Source organism: Paenibacillus sp. CF095, from assembly GCF_900101225.1.
In the GTDB taxonomy this organism is placed as follows: domain Bacteria; phylum Bacillota; class Bacilli; order Paenibacillales; family Paenibacillaceae; genus Paenibacillus.
This window is the reverse complement of record NZ_FMZN01000012.1, coordinates 39,508-58,144: the sequence shown is the minus strand read 5'-3', so window position 1 is coordinate 58,144 and position 18,637 is coordinate 39,508. Positions and strand designations below refer to the sequence as shown.

The 18,637-nt window shown below is 40.5% G+C and carries 19 protein-coding genes, 1 tRNA gene, 1 rRNA gene and 1 pseudogene; 20 read left to right on the top strand and 2 right to left on the bottom strand.

All coding sequences use genetic code 11. The annotated features are described in order from the left end of the window. The 20 genes and pseudogenes from rrf to BLS69_RS31445 form a co-directional block, all read left to right on the top strand. Nucleotides 1-93, top strand: a 5S ribosomal RNA gene (gene rrf, locus BLS69_RS31530); the annotation flags it as partial. 367 nt (nt 94-460) lie between these two features. Further along, on the top strand, nt 461-1,918 hold the full coding sequence (guaB, locus tag BLS69_RS31525; RefSeq protein WP_062838151.1) for an IMP dehydrogenase: 1,458 nt from the start codon (nt 461-463) through the stop codon (nt 1,916-1,918). A gap of 417 nt (nt 1,919-2,335) precedes the next feature. Further along, complete coding sequence (locus BLS69_RS31520) at nt 2,336-3,724, top strand: D-alanyl-D-alanine carboxypeptidase family protein (RefSeq protein WP_091039256.1); 1,389 nt, start codon at nt 2,336-2,338, stop codon at nt 3,722-3,724. A 218-nt stretch (nt 3,725-3,942) separates the two neighbouring features. Then, nucleotides 3,943-4,533, top strand: a complete 591-nt coding sequence (pdxT, locus tag BLS69_RS31515) for a pyridoxal 5'-phosphate synthase glutaminase subunit PdxT (RefSeq protein WP_091039250.1) — start codon at nt 3,943-3,945, stop codon at nt 4,531-4,533. Between the two features lie 274 nt (nt 4,534-4,807). Then, on the top strand, nt 4,808-6,091 hold the full coding sequence (gene serS, locus BLS69_RS31510; RefSeq protein WP_091039248.1) for a serine--tRNA ligase: 1,284 nt from the start codon (nt 4,808-4,810) through the stop codon (nt 6,089-6,091). 194 nt (nt 6,092-6,285) lie between these two features. Next, nucleotides 6,286-6,374 (top strand) — tRNA-Ser (locus BLS69_RS31505). Nucleotides 6,375-6,508: 134 nt separating this feature from the next. Next, complete coding sequence (locus BLS69_RS31500; RefSeq protein WP_091039246.1) at nt 6,509-7,561, top strand: tyrosine-type recombinase/integrase; 1,053 nt, start codon at nt 6,509-6,511, stop codon at nt 7,559-7,561. A gap of 157 nt (nt 7,562-7,718) precedes the next feature. After that, entirely contained in the window at nt 7,719-7,859 is a 141-nt protein-coding gene (locus BLS69_RS32390) for a hypothetical protein (RefSeq protein ID WP_176873198.1), read from the top strand. A gap of 18 nt (nt 7,860-7,877) precedes the next feature. Next, a complete protein-coding gene (locus tag BLS69_RS32385; RefSeq protein ID WP_176873195.1) occupies nt 7,878-8,021 on the top strand; it encodes a hypothetical protein in 144 nt (47 codons plus the stop codon). A gap of 47 nt (nt 8,022-8,068) precedes the next feature. Further along, complete coding sequence (locus BLS69_RS31495) at nt 8,069-8,350, top strand: hypothetical protein (protein ID WP_091039244.1); 282 nt, start codon at nt 8,069-8,071, stop codon at nt 8,348-8,350. 325 nt (nt 8,351-8,675) lie between these two features. Continuing rightward, nucleotides 8,676-8,864 carry a helix-turn-helix transcriptional regulator gene (locus tag BLS69_RS31490; RefSeq protein WP_091039242.1) on the top strand — a complete coding sequence of 63 codons (189 nt, stop codon included), beginning with the start codon at nt 8,676-8,678 and terminating at the stop codon, nt 8,862-8,864. After that, a complete protein-coding gene (locus tag BLS69_RS31485; RefSeq protein ID WP_091039240.1) occupies nt 8,861-9,745 on the top strand; it encodes a hypothetical protein in 885 nt (294 codons plus the stop codon). The genes BLS69_RS31490 and BLS69_RS31485 overlap by 4 nt, the downstream gene beginning before the upstream one ends. Before the next feature lie 984 nt (nt 9,746-10,729). Then, entirely contained in the window at nt 10,730-11,965 is a 1,236-nt protein-coding gene (locus tag BLS69_RS31480; RefSeq protein ID WP_091039238.1) for an ABC-three component system protein, read from the top strand. Then, nucleotides 11,958-12,461, top strand: coding sequence for an ABC-three component system middle component 4 (locus tag BLS69_RS31475; RefSeq protein ID WP_091039236.1), 504 nt, complete (start codon nt 11,958-11,960; stop codon nt 12,459-12,461). Before BLS69_RS31480 ends, BLS69_RS31475 begins: the two co-directional genes overlap by 8 nt. A 4-nt stretch (nt 12,462-12,465) precedes the next feature. Continuing rightward, nucleotides 12,466-13,194, top strand: coding sequence for an AAA family ATPase (locus BLS69_RS31470; protein ID WP_091039233.1), 729 nt, complete (start codon nt 12,466-12,468; stop codon nt 13,192-13,194). 44 nt (nt 13,195-13,238) lie between these two features. Continuing rightward, a complete protein-coding gene (locus BLS69_RS31465) occupies nt 13,239-14,444 on the top strand; it encodes a hypothetical protein (protein ID WP_143023649.1) in 1,206 nt (401 codons plus the stop codon). A gap of 471 nt (nt 14,445-14,915) precedes the next feature. Next, nucleotides 14,916-15,256: pseudogene (locus tag BLS69_RS31455) on the top strand (hypothetical protein). A gap of 25 nt (nt 15,257-15,281) precedes the next feature. Then, nucleotides 15,282-15,458 (top strand): hypothetical protein, encoded by a 177-nt coding sequence (locus BLS69_RS32380; protein ID WP_017691325.1) that lies wholly within the window; start codon nt 15,282-15,284, stop codon nt 15,456-15,458. Between the two features lie 21 nt (nt 15,459-15,479). After that, nucleotides 15,480-15,632, top strand: coding sequence for a small acid-soluble spore protein P (locus BLS69_RS31450; protein WP_036607296.1), 153 nt, complete (start codon nt 15,480-15,482; stop codon nt 15,630-15,632). Nucleotides 15,633-15,866: 234 nt separating this feature from the next. Next, entirely contained in the window at nt 15,867-16,961 is a 1,095-nt protein-coding gene (locus BLS69_RS31445) for a hypothetical protein (protein WP_091039231.1), read from the top strand. Nucleotides 16,962-17,225: 264 nt separating this feature from the next. On the opposite strand, the gene BLS69_RS31440 is transcribed toward BLS69_RS31445, so the two are convergent. Both BLS69_RS31440 and tadA read right to left on the bottom strand, forming a co-directional pair. After that, the gene (locus BLS69_RS31440; protein ID WP_091039229.1) at nt 17,226-17,795 is read right to left on the bottom strand and encodes a GNAT family N-acetyltransferase; all 570 of its coding nucleotides are present in this window, start codon (nt 17,793-17,795) and stop codon (nt 17,226-17,228) included. Between the two features lie 43 nt (nt 17,796-17,838). After that, nucleotides 17,839-18,345 carry a tRNA adenosine(34) deaminase TadA gene (tadA, locus tag BLS69_RS31435; protein WP_091039227.1) on the bottom strand — a complete coding sequence of 169 codons (507 nt, stop codon included), beginning with the start codon at nt 18,343-18,345 and terminating at the stop codon, nt 17,839-17,841. Nucleotides 18,346-18,637: the final 292 nt, after the last annotated feature.

Sequence of the window (18,637 nt, the reverse complement as noted above, 5' to 3'; positions counted from 1 at the left end):
CCACACGTACCCATCCCGAACACGACCGTTAAGCCCTCTAGCGCCGATGGTACTTGGACCGCAGGGTCCTGGGAGAGTAGGACGCCGCCAAGCAAAGAACCACTGCCGATGTTATTCGGTGGTGGTTTTTATTATATAGTTTTATTATGTAGTATGGGATTAAAATACAGATTGAATTTGGTAATTTATCAGCACAATAGGTTGTATACATGTAACGTTATTCGATACGAATTGACGTTTTTTTGCGTAATAACTAGACTTGTCCGCTCTGGAAAAACAGTTGTGTTCATCAGGCAATACACCTGATATAACCAAGTACTTTTCCTTGACAGTCTAAATATCGCTTTGCTAAGATGGCAATAATAAATTTTTCAGAAAACGTATTTTCGGCGTAAAATACAGCCTGGAATCTTCGGGTTTTGGACCGTAAAGCTGAGCAAACATAAGGAGGAACACTTGCGTGTGGGAAGATAAATTTGGTAAGGAAGGCCTCACCTTTGATGATGTATTGCTAGTGCCACGGAAATCCGAGACACTGCCTAAAGAAGTAGATGTATCTATTCGTTTGAGCGATAGTGTAAAACTAAACATTCCTTTGATCAGTGCGGGTATGGATACGGTAACTGAAGCGACATTGGCTATTGCCATTGCACGTGAAGGCGGTATCGGTATTATCCATAAAAATATGTCGGTTGAACAACAGGCAGAAGAAGTAGATCGTGTTAAGCGTTCGGAGAGTGGTGTTATTACAAACCCGTTCTCTCTGACGGCAGATCATCTGGTATCTGATGCGGAAGCAGTAATGGCGAAATATCGGATCTCCGGTGTACCTATTATTGAAGGAGATCAGAAGCTGGTTGGTATTTTGACTAACCGCGATTTGCGTTTTATCCATGATTACGGCATCAAAATTAGCGAAGTCATGACTCGTGAGAATCTGGTTACCGCTCCTGTAGGTACTACACTGCAAGAAGCTGAAGGTATTCTTCAGAAGCACAAGATTGAGAAACTTCCATTAGTTGATGAGACAAACACTTTGAAAGGTCTTATCACGATTAAAGATATTGAGAAAGCCATTCAATTCCCTCATGCAGCCAAAGACGCTCAAGGCCGTTTGTTGGTTGGTGCAGCGATTGGTATTTCCAAAGATACATTTGAACGTGCAGATGCTTTGGTACAAGCTGGTGTTGACCTGATTACGGTAGACTCGGCTCACGGGCACCATATCAATATCATTGAAGCAGTACGTCAGCTTCGTGAACGTTTCCCTAGCCTGACCATCGTTGCAGGTAACGTCGCTACTGGCGCAGCCACTCGTGACCTGATCGAAGCAGGGGCTTCGGTAGTCAAAGTGGGTATTGGTCCAGGTTCGATTTGTACAACACGTGTTATCGCTGGTATTGGTGTACCTCAAGTAACTGCAGTCTATGATTGTGCAACGGTGGCACGCGAATACGGAGTTCCGATTATCGCGGACGGCGGAATTAAATATTCTGGTGAAATTACGAAGGCACTGGCTGCAGGCGCACACGCGGTGATGCTGGGAAGTTTGTTTGCCGGCACAGCGGAAAGCCCGGGAGAAACTGAAATCTTCCAAGGACGTAGCTACAAAGTATACCGCGGTATGGGTTCAATGGCTGCAATGAAACAAGGTAGTAAAGATCGTTACTTCCAAGATGATGACAAGAAACTGGTTCCGGAAGGAATCGAAGGTCGTGTCGCTTACAAAGGACCATTGTCTGATACGATCCACCAACTGATTGGTGGTCTGCGTTCGGGTATGGGATACTGTGGTACAAGTAACTTGGAGCAACTTCGTAACGATACAGGCTTTATCCGAATTACAGGTGCGGGACTGCGCGAAAGTCATCCCCATGATGTACAGATTACCAAAGAAGCACCTAACTACTCGTTGTAATCTGAAGAGAGTTAATCATTTCCAGGACAGGCTCGGTGATTTTCACCGGGTCTGTCTTTTTTTGCAGATACCCCTGTGATAGAATAGAACAAGCGGTGACGATCCATGGGTGGATTAAGGCGTTGCGGCGGCTATTTGACGTGAATCTATGAATATGGTTTTGAAAAGCAAATGCAGTGCCAGAAAAGGCTGCCAGTTAAACAGAAGCGCGGACGTCCTTTTACATAAGCATTTGGATAATGCGGACTAAGTGACAATCGATAACGAACTTTGGGAGCAATAATATTGCTCGTTCGATACAGCGCATATAGTACACATCTCATACATCAACCACGTAGGTTAGGGAACAAGAAAATCGCAGTATAAGCTGCACTGAAGCAATTCACAATGCTTTGGATCGAAGGGAGTATTCATCAATTGAAAGCCAAACACATGAATAAAAAGAAACGCCAAATGCTCAAAAAGAGCGTAGCCTCGGTAATGCTAATTAACATGCTTTGTATGTCTGCAGTAATGCCGGTCATGACTGCTGCGGATAACTCTGGTCAGGTTCTGACTGCTGCGGCAACAACAACGAAGACGGAGAAAGCCGTGCAGGTGCCTGGGGTAGACTCACTTGGGCTTGAAGTTAGATCTGCAGTGCTTATGGAAGCCTCAACGGGACAGATTCTACTAAATGTTGATGCGGATAAAGCGATGCCACCTGCAAGTATGACCAAAATGATGACAGAGTACATTGTCGCCGAACAAGTCAAACAAGGTAAATTCGGTTGGGACGATATTGTAACTGTTAAAAAGAATGCTGCACAAAGTATCGGGTCGCGAATTTTCCTCGCGGAAGGTGACCAGCACACAGTTAAGGATCTCTATATTGCTATGGCTGTTGGCTCTGCCAATGATGCTACGGTTGCTTTGGCTGAACATGTTGCCGGTTCGGAAGAAGCTTTCGTGAAAATGATGAATGATGAAGCGAAGCGTATGGGAATGAAGGATACGTTCTTCATCAACTCTTCCGGTCTCGATCGAGCAGATATGCCTGCCGACTTCCGTCCAGCTGAAGACAAGGAAACAGTGATGTCCGCAATGGATGCTGCGATTCTTTGCAGATATATCATCATGGATCACCCAGACTACAAAGATTTTACAACCATTCAATCTTATAAGTTCCGTCCAAATGATAAAGCTCCAATTATCAATTACAACTGGATGCTGGAAGCGAATAAAAATATAACCAATTTCAAAAGCTATGCCTATGAAGGTCTGGACGGAATGAAAACAGGCCATACCACGAACGCAGGTAATAACTTTACAGGTACAGCTGAACGTAACGGTATGCGTCTCATCAGTGTTGTTATGGGCACAGATTCGGAATCTGCACGTTTCAGAGAAACCAAAAAGGTACTGGACTTTGGATTTAACAACTTTGAAGTAAAACAGGCTGTCGCAGGCAAGACCAAAGTGACGGGCTGGGAAGCGGTACCTTTGAAAAAAGGTAAAGAAACAACTGTTCCTGTCGTAACAGATAATGCCGTAAGTTTTGTTGTTCCTAAAGGTACTCAGAACCTGGATGTGACGTTCAAAGCCAACGTAACTGAGGCTGACAAGCTGGTAGCACCAATCAAGGCAGGTACAAAGGTTGGTACAGTAACGTACACGTATAAAGCAGATGGAATTGAGCCACAGGAAAAAACAGTGAACTTGATCACTGCGGAAGAGGCGGAAAAAGGCGGATGGTTCCGTTTGTTCTTCCGTGCCGTGAAGGATTTCTTCGTGGATCTCTTTGACGGGATCAAAAATCTGTTTTAACCCTTAGCAAACTTCATGAAAAGAGTATGATCATGATTTTGATGTATATGTGATCATATCATTGACAAAATACATGTTATTCCGACTGGATGGATTGTATATTTACAATTTTTCCGGTAAAATATCAAGTTAGAATTCACGTATGATAAAGTACAAAAGTACAATGTTCGTTTACCAATATGCAAGATCGTGGCTGGTAAGAGAAGGGGAATGAGCGTATGAAGATCGGCGTTTTAGCACTTCAAGGAGCTGTCACAGAGCATATTCGAAGTATTGAACGTGCTGGAGCAGAAGGTGTGGCTATCAAACAGGTTCAGCAATTGGAGGACTTGGATGGTCTTATCCTTCCTGGCGGGGAAAGCACAACGATCGGTAAACTGATGCGCAAGTATGGGTTTATGGATGCCATTCGCGCGTTTGCTGCTGAAGGCAAACCTGTGTTTGGTACCTGTGCTGGCTTGATCGTTATGGCTAAACACATTGCAGGGCAAGAGGAAGCTCATTTGGAGCTAATGGATATGACTGTATCCCGAAATGCATTTGGACGGCAGAGAGAAAGTTTTGAGACGGATTTGCCAGTCAAAGGCATTGAGGAAACGGTAAGGGCTGTGTTTATACGGGCGCCCTTGATCGAGAGTGTCGGAGACCAGGTCGAAGTTCTCTCCACATACAAGGATGAGATTGTTACCGCTCGTCAGGGGCATTTGCTGGCTTGCTCCTACCATCCGGAGTTGACGGATGACTATCGTCTGCATACTTATTTTGTAGACATGGCCAGATCCTACAAACACACGGTAGACTCTAAATAATGCATGATGTACAACCTATGATCTCCCGGTCATCGGATCACTTCCCCAGAAGCCGTGTAAGGCCGCTGGATGGCAGTTGCATCTGAACGGATGCCTGATGTTGCCTGTATCTGCTTCATAGCGGGAATCGCAGCGGAGGGTAACACCGGGGATATAGGTTGTTTTTTGGGTTACAGGTTCCGATAAGTATATAGTAAGGTATATACAGTAGAGTTTTGAGAATGGATTTTAACATAAGGCTTCACGTTGTGAGGTTATTTAGGAGGGGTATATCGTGCTTGATGTGAAAATATTGCGGAATGAGTATGCGCGTGTAGAAGAAGCATTGAATAAACGTGGCAAATCGCTGGATCTTATCGCTGGATTTACCGAGATGGATGCCAAGCGTCGGGAATTGCTTCAAGAGAGTGAAACACTGAAGAGCCGTCGGAATACGGTCTCTGCGGAAGTTGCTAGACTGAAGAAGAATCGTGAGAATGCTGATGATCTGATTGTGGAGATGCGCGAAGTCTCTGATCGAATCAAAGCCATGGACGAAGAAGTTCGGGAACTGGAAGTGAAGATCAATGATCTCACAATGGCGATTCCGAACATTCCTAACGAAAGTGTACCGATTGGAGCTTCTGAAGACGACAATGTTGAGATTCGTCGTTGGGAAGAGCCGAAGTCATTTACTTTTGCACCAAAAGCACACTGGGAAATTGCGCAGGATCTCGATATTCTTGATTTTGAAGCGGCTGCCAAAGTAACAGGTTCCCGTTTTACCTTTTATAAAGGTCTGGGTGCGCGTCTGGAACGTGCATTGATCAACTTCATGATGGATCTGCACAGCGATCAACATGGATATGAAGAGATTCTGCCTCCATACATCGTGAATCGGGACAGCTTGTTTGGAACAGGTCAACTGCCTAAGTTCGAAGAAGATCTGTTTAAGTTGAAAGATACTGAATATTATCTAATCCCTACTGCTGAAGTTCCGGTAACGAACTACCATCGCGAAGAGATTCTGAATGTAGATCAATTGCCTAAGCACTTTGTGGCATACAGCTCTTGTTTCCGCTCTGAAGCCGGTTCGGCTGGACGGGATACACGCGGCTTGATTCGTCAGCATCAATTCAACAAAGTAGAGCTGCTCAAGCTCTCTACTCCAGAGACTTCGTATGAAGAGTTGGAGCAAATGACTCAAAATGCGGAGCGTGTGCTTCAATTGTTGGGCTTACCGTATCGCGTTCTGACATTGTGCACGGCAGATATGGGCTTCACTTCAGCTAAAACGTATGATATTGAAGTATGGTTGCCTGAGAGTAATACCTATCGTGAGATTTCTTCTTGCTCCAACTGTGAGGACTTCCAGGCACGTCGTGCCAATATCCGTTTCCGCAGAGAGCCAAAAGCTAAACCGGAATTTGTGCACACATTGAACGGGTCAGGATTGGCCGTTGGACGGACGGTAGCCGCTATCCTGGAGAACTATCAACAGGAAGATGGTACGGTTGTTATTCCTGAAGCATTGCGTCCTTATATGGGCGGCGCCAGTGTGATTGCACATCGTTCTTAAGAGTTAGTTAACCATCCTCATCAAGAGGAATACAAATTCAATCCGTCATTTTGGAATGGCGGATTGGAGTGTTTTGTAAAGCCGAGGCAGTTGTCTGACACGGGATTATCAATTTTGATATAAAAAAGGTTGCATTATAATGTCGAGATGTGGTATGATACTTTTCGTGGCAAGTTTATAAAACTTAATTCCCTGGAGAGGTACCGAAGCGGTCATAACGGGGCGGTCTTGAAAACCGTTAGAGTGCAAGCTCACGTGGGTTCGAATCCCACCCTCTCCGCCATAACTTTTAAATTGCACACCGCATAAGGTTTTGCGGTGATTATGATTGAAACGCACTAGACTGTTGAACAGCGGTCTGGTGCGTTTTTTTGTGTTCGTGACCGTTAGTGACAAGTCTAACGGGAGGTAATCAATATGAGTTCAAGCAATGGAAAAACATCGCATAAGCGCGGGCAAAGGAAGAATAATTTAGACATTCCCCAGCGGTTATTAGACCGCCTTACCCCTTCGGTCTTGGAAACGCCCCGGTCCACGCTTCAAGAAGCCGAGAAATCTCGCCCTGAGACGTTGACACTGGACAAGCTATTCAACCGTTACTACGCCGCACGACAAGCGGCAGGGGCGGCAGAACGCACCTTAGAAGACTACAGAAAGCATATGAACTGGTTTCGGCGTTTCTTAGCCGACGAGTACAGCGGTCTTGATAACTTTGTACCTAACCGTGATGTCATCCGTGTATGGATTTCGTCTATGTTGACGGTACAGAAGTTGAAGCCCTCAACAATAAATATTAGATTGCGTACAGTTAAGGCAATGTTCAATTGGGCTATAAGTGAAAGAATCATAAAAGAAACTCCATTTGAAAATGTTGAGTTATTGAAGGTACCTGAGGAAGATTTCCAAGTAATTTCAAAGGCACAGGAAAGGAAGCTCTTCAATTGCTGTGAGTTAACTACCTTCTTGGGACTACGTGATGCATTATTGATGTCTTTTCTGCTTGATACTGGGGTACGTATTGGGGAGTGCATGAGAATTTTTGTAGAAGAAGTTGATTTACAGAATCGCTCTGCTTCCGTACGTGCAGAATCAGCTAAAACTAGAAAAGCGCGGACAGTTTACTTTGGAATAAGAACCCAAGAACTATTGGTTATTTACCTTGGTTGGCATGAGATGAACGGACAAGCTCCAAACTTATTTCTAAATGAATATGGTCAGCCATTAGATAAGAATTGGGCAACCAGATGTATTAGCTACATCGGGAAGAAGGCAAAGATTACGGGGGTTCGTATAAGCCCTCACACGTTCCGACATACATTTGCTACTCGTTATATAAAGGCAACAGGAGACCCCTTTTCACTACGACGATTGCTCGGACATTCATCAATGGAAATGGTCAACCGTTATGTTAATCAGGATGTTGCTGATGTTCGTGAGCAATACGAGAAGTTTATGAATAGAGAGGGCTAAAATGGTACAGAGAATATGGTTGATGAGGCGATGAGGTCCACATAGACAATAGGCTTTGATTAGTATACATTTTTGACGTATAGTAATTGTGGGAACCAATTTTAAATTATATTTGTCTTATAACTACCCCCAAATAAGTTTGATTGGGGGTGTTTTTGTGTTCATAAATAGTATTTTTGTCATTCAAGACTTGAATTTTGGAGAGGAAGCTAAAGAATTTTTGAAATCCTACTGGTTTGTAATCGGAATGCTGTTTGGTGCCGTACTATATCTAATTGAGCAAAAGTATAAGAAATAATGTTGAGGAGGTGTAGGCTTGAAGCAAGAGAACAAAGTCATTGGAATTGAGGAATATAGAAGAATGAAAATTTTAAGGAATTATCCTAAACCAAAACCTATTAAGAGACTTACGGAAGAACAAATGAAGTCTTCAAATGAGAAGAGAAGACGAGAAGATTAGTAAAGTTGGTGGAACAACGAATATAAGCATTATTAGGAGTGAGAGTTATGAGTTCAATAAAGCCGTTAGAGCAAATTATTGAGGATGAAAAAGCTTTGAGGTTACTGGAGACGGTTGGTGAGTTCTTTCAGTATGCTGAAAGTTATCGCACAATATTAGACAATCTAACAATCATGCTCAGAGATATAATTTTAGAGCCTTACAGATATGAGGGACCATTCAATGCTGGCATAGAGTTAGTTCGCGGTTTAGATAGGCTCGCACTAGGAAGGGATACAAAAGAAGAGTTCGTTGAGTTTGTTGAAAATTGGAAGAAAAAGCATAACTAATATTTATTTTTCCCGCCGCCGTGTTTTTTTTGAACTTTAGTAAGAAATAGAAAACTATACTTCTTCTTAAAATCTAATATTTGATTGTGGAGACGACTTTCCAAAACGGAGGTCGTCTTTTTTTGTTTTGGAGACTTTGGCAGTATCAGCATTCTACATGTTTGGTTCCCGCTTCCTTCTCCATCATGCATTATGAATTTAATTTTTATTTGAGTGTATGGGGATTTTTGAAGGGGTCCACTTAAATATATAGATGTGTCCGAATAAGGCATATTAGGACTGAATCAAAGCTCTAATTAGTAGATTCATTAAAGGAGAAGTGTAAATGAAAAGTTTAGTAAATTCAAATGTGGTGTGTGACAAGTACAGCATTTCTAAGCGTACGCTATGCAGATGGAAACTTGAGGGATTACCATCAGTCAAATTAACATACAATATGGTCAGGTATCAGCTTGATGAAGTGGCTAAATGGATTGAAGCAAATAAGGTCAAGACAGAAGTGGGAGCAGAATGAACGCAATTGATAATGAAATGGTAACCTACAGAGACGTAGATACTGGATACATGATAGCTGATAAAGTGAATTTGAACACACATACCATTATCAACAATGCTCAGCGGGAAGCGTATAAGGAAAAATTAGAATATCAACAAAGGCTTGAAAGATACAAATATAGGACAGATAATCCGTTTACAATGGTGAATATGGAGGGAGCGAGAGATTTGCTAGCAACGGAGAGGTTGAGTAATAAAGAGTTGGGTTATTTCTTGGTGCTCCAATCATATATAGGTTATGATAACATGCTGAAAATGTCGTTAGGTGCAAGAATACCTATGACAGAGAAGGAACTAGCGGAAGTACTAAGGATTAGAGATAAGAGAACATATTCCAACATACTCAGAAAGTTTATGGAACTAGACTTAATACAGAGTAAAAAAGTTTCTTTATTTAAGAAAGAATATGAAGCGCTTTACATCAGTAATGTATATTGTCTTAGAGGAACAAGCAAAGAGAACAAGCTAGTCAAGGTTTTCATTAAAGCTATGCAGGAACTTTACAGTCAGAAGGATATAAAGCCCGCTGATATTGGCTTCTTATATCGCATACTCCCATATATGCACTTTCAAAGTAATCATCTTGTAAGACATCCTTACGAAAAGGATTTTTCCAGTGCAGAGGCACTATCTCTAAGGGATGTAGTAGAAATTACCGGTATGGACGAAAAGAATGTCAAGGAACATCTTAGGATTAAACTGTCTGGGGTGCATGTTTTTGGCTCATTCAAGGCTGGCAAGAACAGTGTTTACAAAGTCAATCCATCATTATTCTATCGAGGTACTGCACCAGAACTAGTTAAATCAGACTTTACTTTGACGGAACAGAGCTGCAATTAATGGCTCTGTTTCTGTATTTTCATCTGTATACAAAATTTTAAAAAGGCAAATACAATCTCAACCGAGGGGTATTTTTGCAGAGATATTGAACAATTGAGGGGTATTTTTGCGAAATTCAAAGTGGTCCCAGCCTTAGAGCCATAAGGGTTTCAGCGATTTCCCGAAAGTAGTATCTCTCTTATCTTAGAAGATATAAGACCTTTAGGCAAAGGTGCTAGGTTGGTTATTACCCAAAACAATCTTTTTACCGCGAGGCGAAGCAAGCAATCGTCAATCTTATTCGATATGTCCTTCTTGACGATTCAAATTATAGGCATTAGCAAAGAATATATAGCTGAGATAATGATATAACCTATATATGATTGAAGTACCCGGCCATCTTAGTTGAATGTTTAGGGTACTTGCCGCCTGAATTGGAATGATATATATGGGGCATATATAGAATTTCATTTACATTGGCAGAGGAATGGACAATATGACTTATTAATATCAAAACTATACTCTGCTTGCCAATGGATAAAATATATCTTATGCAAGTCGTCGTCTAATCTAAGCGCTCACGTAATCACTCCTATGGGTGGCGGGCGCTAAGATTCAGATAGAAGGATGTTATGAGCTTGTCAAAATATTGCCAACCAAAATGTTGCTTAGCAGTATATTGCTTAGCAGAATGTTGCCGTTGGAACCGATGGATACATAATCATGACTTATACTTCATCCAACTAAAGTACGCTTGGTAAACCAGAAGAGTTTTTGTGTGTGACCCTGCGTAGTCTAATTTTCCTCGTTCTGATTCCGTTCCGGCGAATATCCCCCTCCCACACTTCAGATAAGGTATATTATCAGTAGTAATCGGCATGTTTCTTTCTGAAGATTGTAAATATTACGACAGGTTATGTGTGTTATAATATGGTATAAATGTATTAGTGGTAGCTTGGTTCATATAAAGCTAACAACAGTCAACAGTTACCTTCGGAGGGGTCTATGTTACCGATTAAATACGTACACCAGAATAATAATAAAAACGTGGTTGTGTTTGTGCATGGTTTTACTGGAGATAGTGACACCTGGAAAACTAACTCTTCATCGTTTCCAGAAATGTTGTTGGCCGACAAGGTTATACAAGAAAATTTTGATTTGATGTACTTTAATTATCATTCAGAGTTGGTCGACTTTTATGCCGCAAGAAGTTCTGCAAAGTCATTATTTAGAATGTTTAGTAAGGGTAAGAGCGCTACTGCTAAGAATATAAGCATAACTCAATTGGGCGACCATTTGAAATCTGTAGTAGAGTTTTACTGCTCCCCCTATCAAAATATTATTATTGTTGCACATAGTATGGGAGGGCTTGTATCAAAATCATTTTTGCTTAGTAATACACATGAATCACGTAAAGTAAAAATGTTTCTTTCATTAGCAGTTCCTCATAATGGAGTAGACTGGGCCACTTTCAGTCAATTATTGTTTAAAGAGCATAAACAGCTGATTGATTTGCAGCCCTTAAGTAGTACGCTAAATAGTATTAATCAACAATGGATTAAAAGTCAGTCTGAGTTACCTAAGACTATTTATTTCTACGGACAATTTGATGAAGTTGTGAAGCAAGAAAGTGCAATTGCATATGAAATTACTGAATCTAACAAAGTTGCCTGTAACGACGACCATTTTTCGATTTCGAAACCAGATTCGACAGACAGTCTGATATTTGTTGCAGTAAAAAGACAATTATTAGATTTTATTTCGAATGCGGAGAAGGAATCAAATATGTTAGTTAAGCCTTTTAAGGATGAGGGACAGCTTGATAATGAATTATTTGTTTTGAAATTAATGGTAGCGGATGTACATAAAACATTAATATACAATGCTAAATCTACATTTTTTAACGCTGAATACATGCGGAAACTTTTAGTACATCAATCAATTGGTTTAGAGGAACTTAGTGCATTGTACTCGCAAATTGAATATTTATATTCACTTGAGTTTGGGAAATTGCTTAGCGGAGATTTAAAGGACAGTAATGAGCTTGTTACCAATATTCATCAAAGTATCCTTGAGAAAGACAGAGAGTTCTTGAAAACTACATTACCGCTAATTAACGCTTATCATAAAACTGGCATGTTACACCAGTTGACAAATGACCTTGACAAAGATTTATGGTGGGCGCAAAACAATTCTATCAAAGATATTAAAGCTTTCAGGGAGGCAAAGGCAGATGAATAAACTCCCATTTATTATACCAGAGAGAGATTTGAACTTACGTGTTGCAGTCGTTGTAATGATTCTTGACCGTTTATCTTATACGAAGAGAAAAAAGCTTATTCTTAATTTGGATAAAATAGCTATTTACGAATTTTTAGTCACACAGCCGTTTGTCCTTCATGAGTTAGTTGAGAAAGATTCAAAGTTACCTCGTTTCCATCTACAAGAGAATGAAAAGGGTTCAGTTAGAACCAAGTATATAAACAAAAAGAGTTTAATAGACTATTCATCTATTAAAGAGTTACTTCAAATATTATTAGTTCATCAATTTGTGAAGATTGAAAGAGACAAGAATGAATTTTTTTATGTAATTACAGAAAAAGGTACAGAGTTCATTAGTGCAGTTGAATCAGATTACTTGTATAGAGTGAGAGAATTATGCGATGTTATAAGCAAACTTACATCCATTCCTTCTTCGAATTTAAAAAGATTAATTAATCCTATTCTAGGAGTGTAGATATATGAATACATACACTGATTCTCCTAAACTCGTTATAAATAAATTAATTTTGAAAGGTCATGAAAAAGATTATGTAGTTACTTTTTCGTTAGGTATCAATATTATTTATGGTGATTCTGATTCTGGTAAATCTAGTATATTAAATTTGATTGATTACTTGCTTGGGGCAAAGAAGATTTATATGTATGAGGAAATAGAAAAACATGGAAGATATGCATTGCTTGAAGTAGAACTAAACGGCAAGACTTACACTATAAAGAGAGACATATTTAAACCAGAGGATTTAATTGAAGTGTTCTCAACAGGCATTGAAAACATTAGCGATTTATTTCCGGCTCTATACAGTCCCAATTATAAGAAAGAGGGGCCAGCGGGATACTTCTCAGATTTTCTTCTTAATGCATTGAACATTCCTTTGGTAAAAATCAAGCAATCGCCCACGAAGGCAGATTCAGATTTAACTCGTTTAAGTTTCAGAGATATATTTAAGTATTGTTACCTTGACCAAGATGATGTCGGCAGTCGAAATATACTCGACAGTAACAGCCCAGTGGTTTTCACTAAGAATAAAGAAGTGTTCAAATTTATTTACAATCTATTAGACAGTCAAATTACTGACTTACAAGGGCAAATAAGTGAAAAAACGTCGGAGAAAAATAAATTAATAGAAAAACATGACGTAATAGCCTCTTTTTTAGAGACACTCAAATTGATTCACTTGATTTACTGAATGAAGAACTAACTATGGTTAGAGACGAATTGGAATTAATCGAGATGGAACTTGCCTCAATTACTCAGCGTATGCGTTCCGATAGTTCATATTTTGATGATTTAAGAAAACTCATTGTTCATTTAGAAAGTGAAAATACAAAGTATAAGACAAATAAATCACTTAAGCTAGGGCAAATGGAACAACATATCCGCTTAAAAAAGGACTACAAGCAAGATATAGAGAAGTTAAGTTCATCGCTAGCGGTAATAAAAAAATTACCTGATAAGCATGAAGAGGTTGATTGTCCAGTCTGTAATAGTAGAATTGGATATGCTAAATTAGCTTTAAATTTTGAATCTAATCCAGTTGAAACTGTTAAAGCAGAAGTTAATAGCCTAAAAAATAGATTGAAAGAAATTGATACACTGATTGAAGAAGAGCGAAACAATATTATTCACCTTGAAAGCGAGGAACAACGCCTTTTAGAGAATCTTGAAAAAGCGAGAGAAATGCTGGATATTAATACTGAGAATTTTGTTGCTCCATTTATTACTCAAAGGGATGAATTTGTAGCTGAGAAAGCTAGGGTTTTGGAACGGATTAATAAAATAGAGCAACTAATAAAAATGAGAAAGCAGTTAAATGAACTAATATCTAATTCTGAAATATTGCAGAATCAAATTGCTATATTATTAGAGAAGTTGGACGCACTAAAAGCATCCGCGCCTTCTATTGACGATGTTCTAACAAACCTAGCAGATTACTTACGTGATTTCTTAATAAATATACCTATAAAAAATCCACATGGTATATCTATAAACAGTAAATCATTTTTGCCAGTGGTTAGAGAACGTAATTATGCTGAATTAACTTCTGGTGGTTTAAGGACGCTTGTTTCTGTAGGATATTATTTTAGCCTTCTACAACATAGTCTAAGCAATGCTACAAATTATCCATCATTTATAATGATAGATACTATTGGTAAATATTTAGGCAAAACTAAGCGAGATAATGATTTAGAAGTCAGTAACGCAGATGATGCATTAGAAGGTTTGGATGACCCTACAAAATATATTAACTTGTATAAGCATATAGCCAAGATATCTGAAAGTATGCTTAAGAAACAGAAAAGTCACCAGATTATTATTGTAGATAATGACTTACCAGCAGATGCAAAAGGTGAGCTTATGATTCAGCAATACGTTGTTAAACATTTCAACTCAAGCGGCACAGATGGTGCAAGTATTGGTTTCATTGATAATGCTTAGAAATCAGTATGTAGTATGTCTCTATACTTGAAAAATAATGCATATTTCGTAAAAAGACGAGGAGATATTGATTTATACTATATAAACCAATAAAATCAAGCTATCTGACGGTCACATATTCAATGAAGCTTTTTAACTCAGACCGCTGTAGCGATTCAATAATAAAGTGCCATAAACTCAATCATGCTAAGGCTTGGTGGCTTATCACAACTAGGGGCGGTCTTGAAAACCGTTAGGGGGCAACTCCACGTGGGTTCGAATCCCACCCTCTCCGCCATACTACACTTATAACAAGGACTCGAGCGATCTCGCTCGGGTCCTTTTTTGCATTGTGAGTTTGTTAAACGTAATGAGCATACAGGTTGGTGACCGATGTATACGTTGCACAGTACAACGTTATATTTTGATTAAGGTTAATATGTATAAAAACATCTTCATCGCCGCACTTTATATAGGAGTGGAGGTGGTAAGATGAACCGCGAGTTAAACATCGATCAGACAGAGCTTGTAGGGCTTGGCAAGAACGTTTGCCTCAAGTCCTGAATGTTGGAGACCAGGCTCAGGTAATGGCCGATGAAGCCGATCAGCAGGCGATTCGGATACACATTGCTACAGCAGGGCACGAGATGTACTCTTTTGATTTCAAATGTGCATATGTCGATTCGCGTGAAGTCAGCGTACAGCTGATTGATGTGGAACGGGATGGACGAACGACAGATGAGCGTACAGAACCGATTCAGGAACTGGCTCACGATTATACACGGCACATTCATGAATGCGCCCAGTCGTTACAATCCCAAACGAGACAATAGCCTGATTCTGAAGGAGTGAACTCAATTGACTAAAGCCAAAGCGGGAGTAGACAAAAACCTGCAAAATGTAGTCGATGATCTGGAGCAGCCTGCCGTAAACAGTCATCATGCCCAGCAAATTCAGCAAGATATTAATGATCGCCGTCATCAGGATGCACTGAATCATGACAAAACGGAAGACAGGGACCCATCCCATTCCTAACAATGATGAGGGGGCAATAATATGAGCAAACCAAAAACAATTCCCGTACCGGAAGCGCAAGCATCCGAACAGCATCGTCATTCATCCAAACGCTCTTCCATGCAGGAGCCATTATCCGGTTCCAAAAAAGTAAAAAATCAAAATCATGTGGATCATTTGAACCCCCAAGGTTAATAGAAGAAACAGATTCACGCAAAAGTCCCTTGTTACCTAACAGGGGGCTTTTGCGTATTCATACATATATAAAGACAGGCACACGCATATTCCCAAAGCTGACATAGGTCTTTGTAGCCATTTTAAAGAGGAAAGATCACATTTTTCCCAAATTAGGTTTCGGTATCTGGCGATATGGTATATCATTGATATTGAATTACTTTTTTTGGGGTTATCACGAGAGGAGAGAAACAAATGACTAAACGTATGGGGGCGCTTCTTCTTACGTTGCTGTTGACCGTATCTATGGCATTGACAGCATGTAGCAGCAAGCAGGAGCCAAAAGAGGCATTGAAGACGGCTGCGGCCAATGCTTCCAAATTAACTTCGTATGAGATGAGTTCTAACTTTACAATTAATGAATTGAGCTATAAACCTGGGGATGCGTCACAAACTGATCCTACTATGACTCAGTTTATGAGCATGCTGAAGGATGCTCAGTTGAATGTAACAGGTGTATACCAAAGTGAGCCAATGCAGACAGAGATGACTCTAGGCATCGAGCTTAAAGGCGATATGGGTATGACCTTTACCATTCCAATGGTGATGACAGCTGAGAAACTCTATGTGAAAGTGCCGAATATTCCGTTCTTCCCAATTCCGGAGAACGTTGTTGGCAAATTCCTGGAACTTGATCTGAAAGAACTGGCTGAGCAAGAGGGTACGGAATGGAACCCGGATGCTATGGACGCAGCCAAAACGCAAAAGCTGAGCAACGAAGTCATGGACGCAGTGCTGAGCGAGTACGATCAAGCTAAATTCTTCAAAAATCTAGACACCAAAGATGCACAACTTCCTGAAGGCGTAGATGCGAAGCAGGTTGTACAATTCTCGGTGAATAATGACAATGTTAAAGAAGCAGTTACTGTACTGGTAACAAAAGCTATGCCTAAAGTATTGGATATTCTGTCCAAAGAGGAATATCGTGAAATGCTGCAAATGGATCAGGCTGATATCGACAAAGCTAAAGAAGATCTGAAGATCACTGAAGCAGATCAGGCTGAAATGGCTAAAGACTTGGATAAATTGAAAGATGTTCTGACAATCAACCAATTCAACATTGATTTCGCATTGGACAAAAACGACTTCCCTGTATATCAAAAGATGGTCGCTGATGTGCTGATCAAGCCAGAAGGTACAAAAGACGAAGTGAAATTGGCATTTACCGGTTCCAATACGTACACCAAGATTAACGAAAAAGCAGCATTCAAAATCAACATCCCTACTGGCAATGACGTAATTACTATGCAAGAGTTCGAAGAACTGATGAACGCTTCATACGGATACTAAGCTCGTCGAGTTCAAATCAAACCGTTTGTTATTCAAGTGAGGGATAATTTCCTTCCGCTTGGATACAGGCGGTTTTTTTGTTACACAGCGTATGAGGGGGATTCGCAAAATAATTGATCTTTGATTTTAAATCGTGGCTGGTGATACATACAAATAAAACCGCACTCTCTCCTACATAACTAGGGTAGTGCGGTTTGGAATATTAAATTTGTATATTGTTGAATTGGAAATACAGACAGCTTTGTGGTGGAAATTCTAAATCAATTAATTCGCAAGTTCGTCCAAGTCTTCAGCAAGTACAGCATAGATCTGATGATCCTGATATTTGCCGTTGATCTTGAGGTATCTGCGAGCAGTACCTTCAAACTGGAATCCGTTCTTCTCCAGTACGCGCTGTGAACCTTTGTTGGAGGGCAATACTGCAGCCTGAACCCGATTTAACTTCAGCGCACGGAAGCCATAAGCTACGGCCAGTTTAACCGCTGCTGTCATTCGTCCGCCGCCCTGATAATCTGGATGGATAAAGTAACCCATATCTGCATAATTGGCAACGCCTAATACGACATTGTTGATACTTACTTGTCCAATCAACAGGCTGTCTTTAATGGTATAGATTCCAAATTGATATCCTGTACCTTCTTCTGCTGCCTTGACTCGATCCTCAATCCGCCGAGTCTGAGCATCCAGTGTATAGAATTCATCGTCTCGCACGGGTTCTACAGACTGGTAGGGGACGCGTGTGACCTGAATCAGGTCCAGATAGGACTGTGTATCCTGGGGTGTGAGCAACCGAAGGCTTATGCCATTGGCTGTATCATAGAGTGTTAGTGCCATTACAGCACACTTCCTTTCTAATTGGGATGTTTGTAGTCGGTGACTACTTTAACTTTTGGCGCAGACTTCTGAAAAATTGAGTTAGCATCGTGGAGCATTCAGGCTGAAGGATATCCGGAATCACCTCGGTGCGATGGTTAAAACGAGGCTCCTGTAGCAGGTTCATCAGTGTACCTGCACAGCCTGCCTTGGGATCAGCCGTACCATAGATTACGCGGGGGACCCTGGATTGTACAATTGCACCTGCACACATCGGACAAGGTTCCAGTGTGACGTACAGAGAACAATCCAACAAACGCCAAGCTCCAATGGTCTCGCTGGCCTGACGAATAGCTACCATCTCTGCATGGGCGGTAGAATCCAGCGTAGTTTCACGCAGATTGTATCCTCGACCAATGATTTGGTTATTTTGTACGATTACAGCTCCAATCGGAACTTCCCCAAGAGCTTCGGCTTTGTAAGCCTCAGCAATGGCCTCTCGCATCCAGTGCTCATGCTGAGCTTCCTCAGATAAATGCGCAAGATCGGTCTGGAGAAAATGTTCAGTCATTACTATATAACTCCTTCCAAAATCGTTTATTCAGCGAACAAGCATTCGGGTTGTTAACATGTTGTGTATAGAATTGTGGATAACCGTATAGTTGCTCACATAGTTATAAACAAACTATCCACAAGCCTGTGGGTATGTGGATAAATATAGTGATTAATTTCATTGTAGAGTTCGAAAATGCAAAAAACAACGAATTTCGAGCTTTTCAGTCATTCGGTAACTTTTGGACACAGGTCAATTATCCTTTTCAAAAAGACATACAAGCGTTATGATGGAGATAGGTTTTGCCATA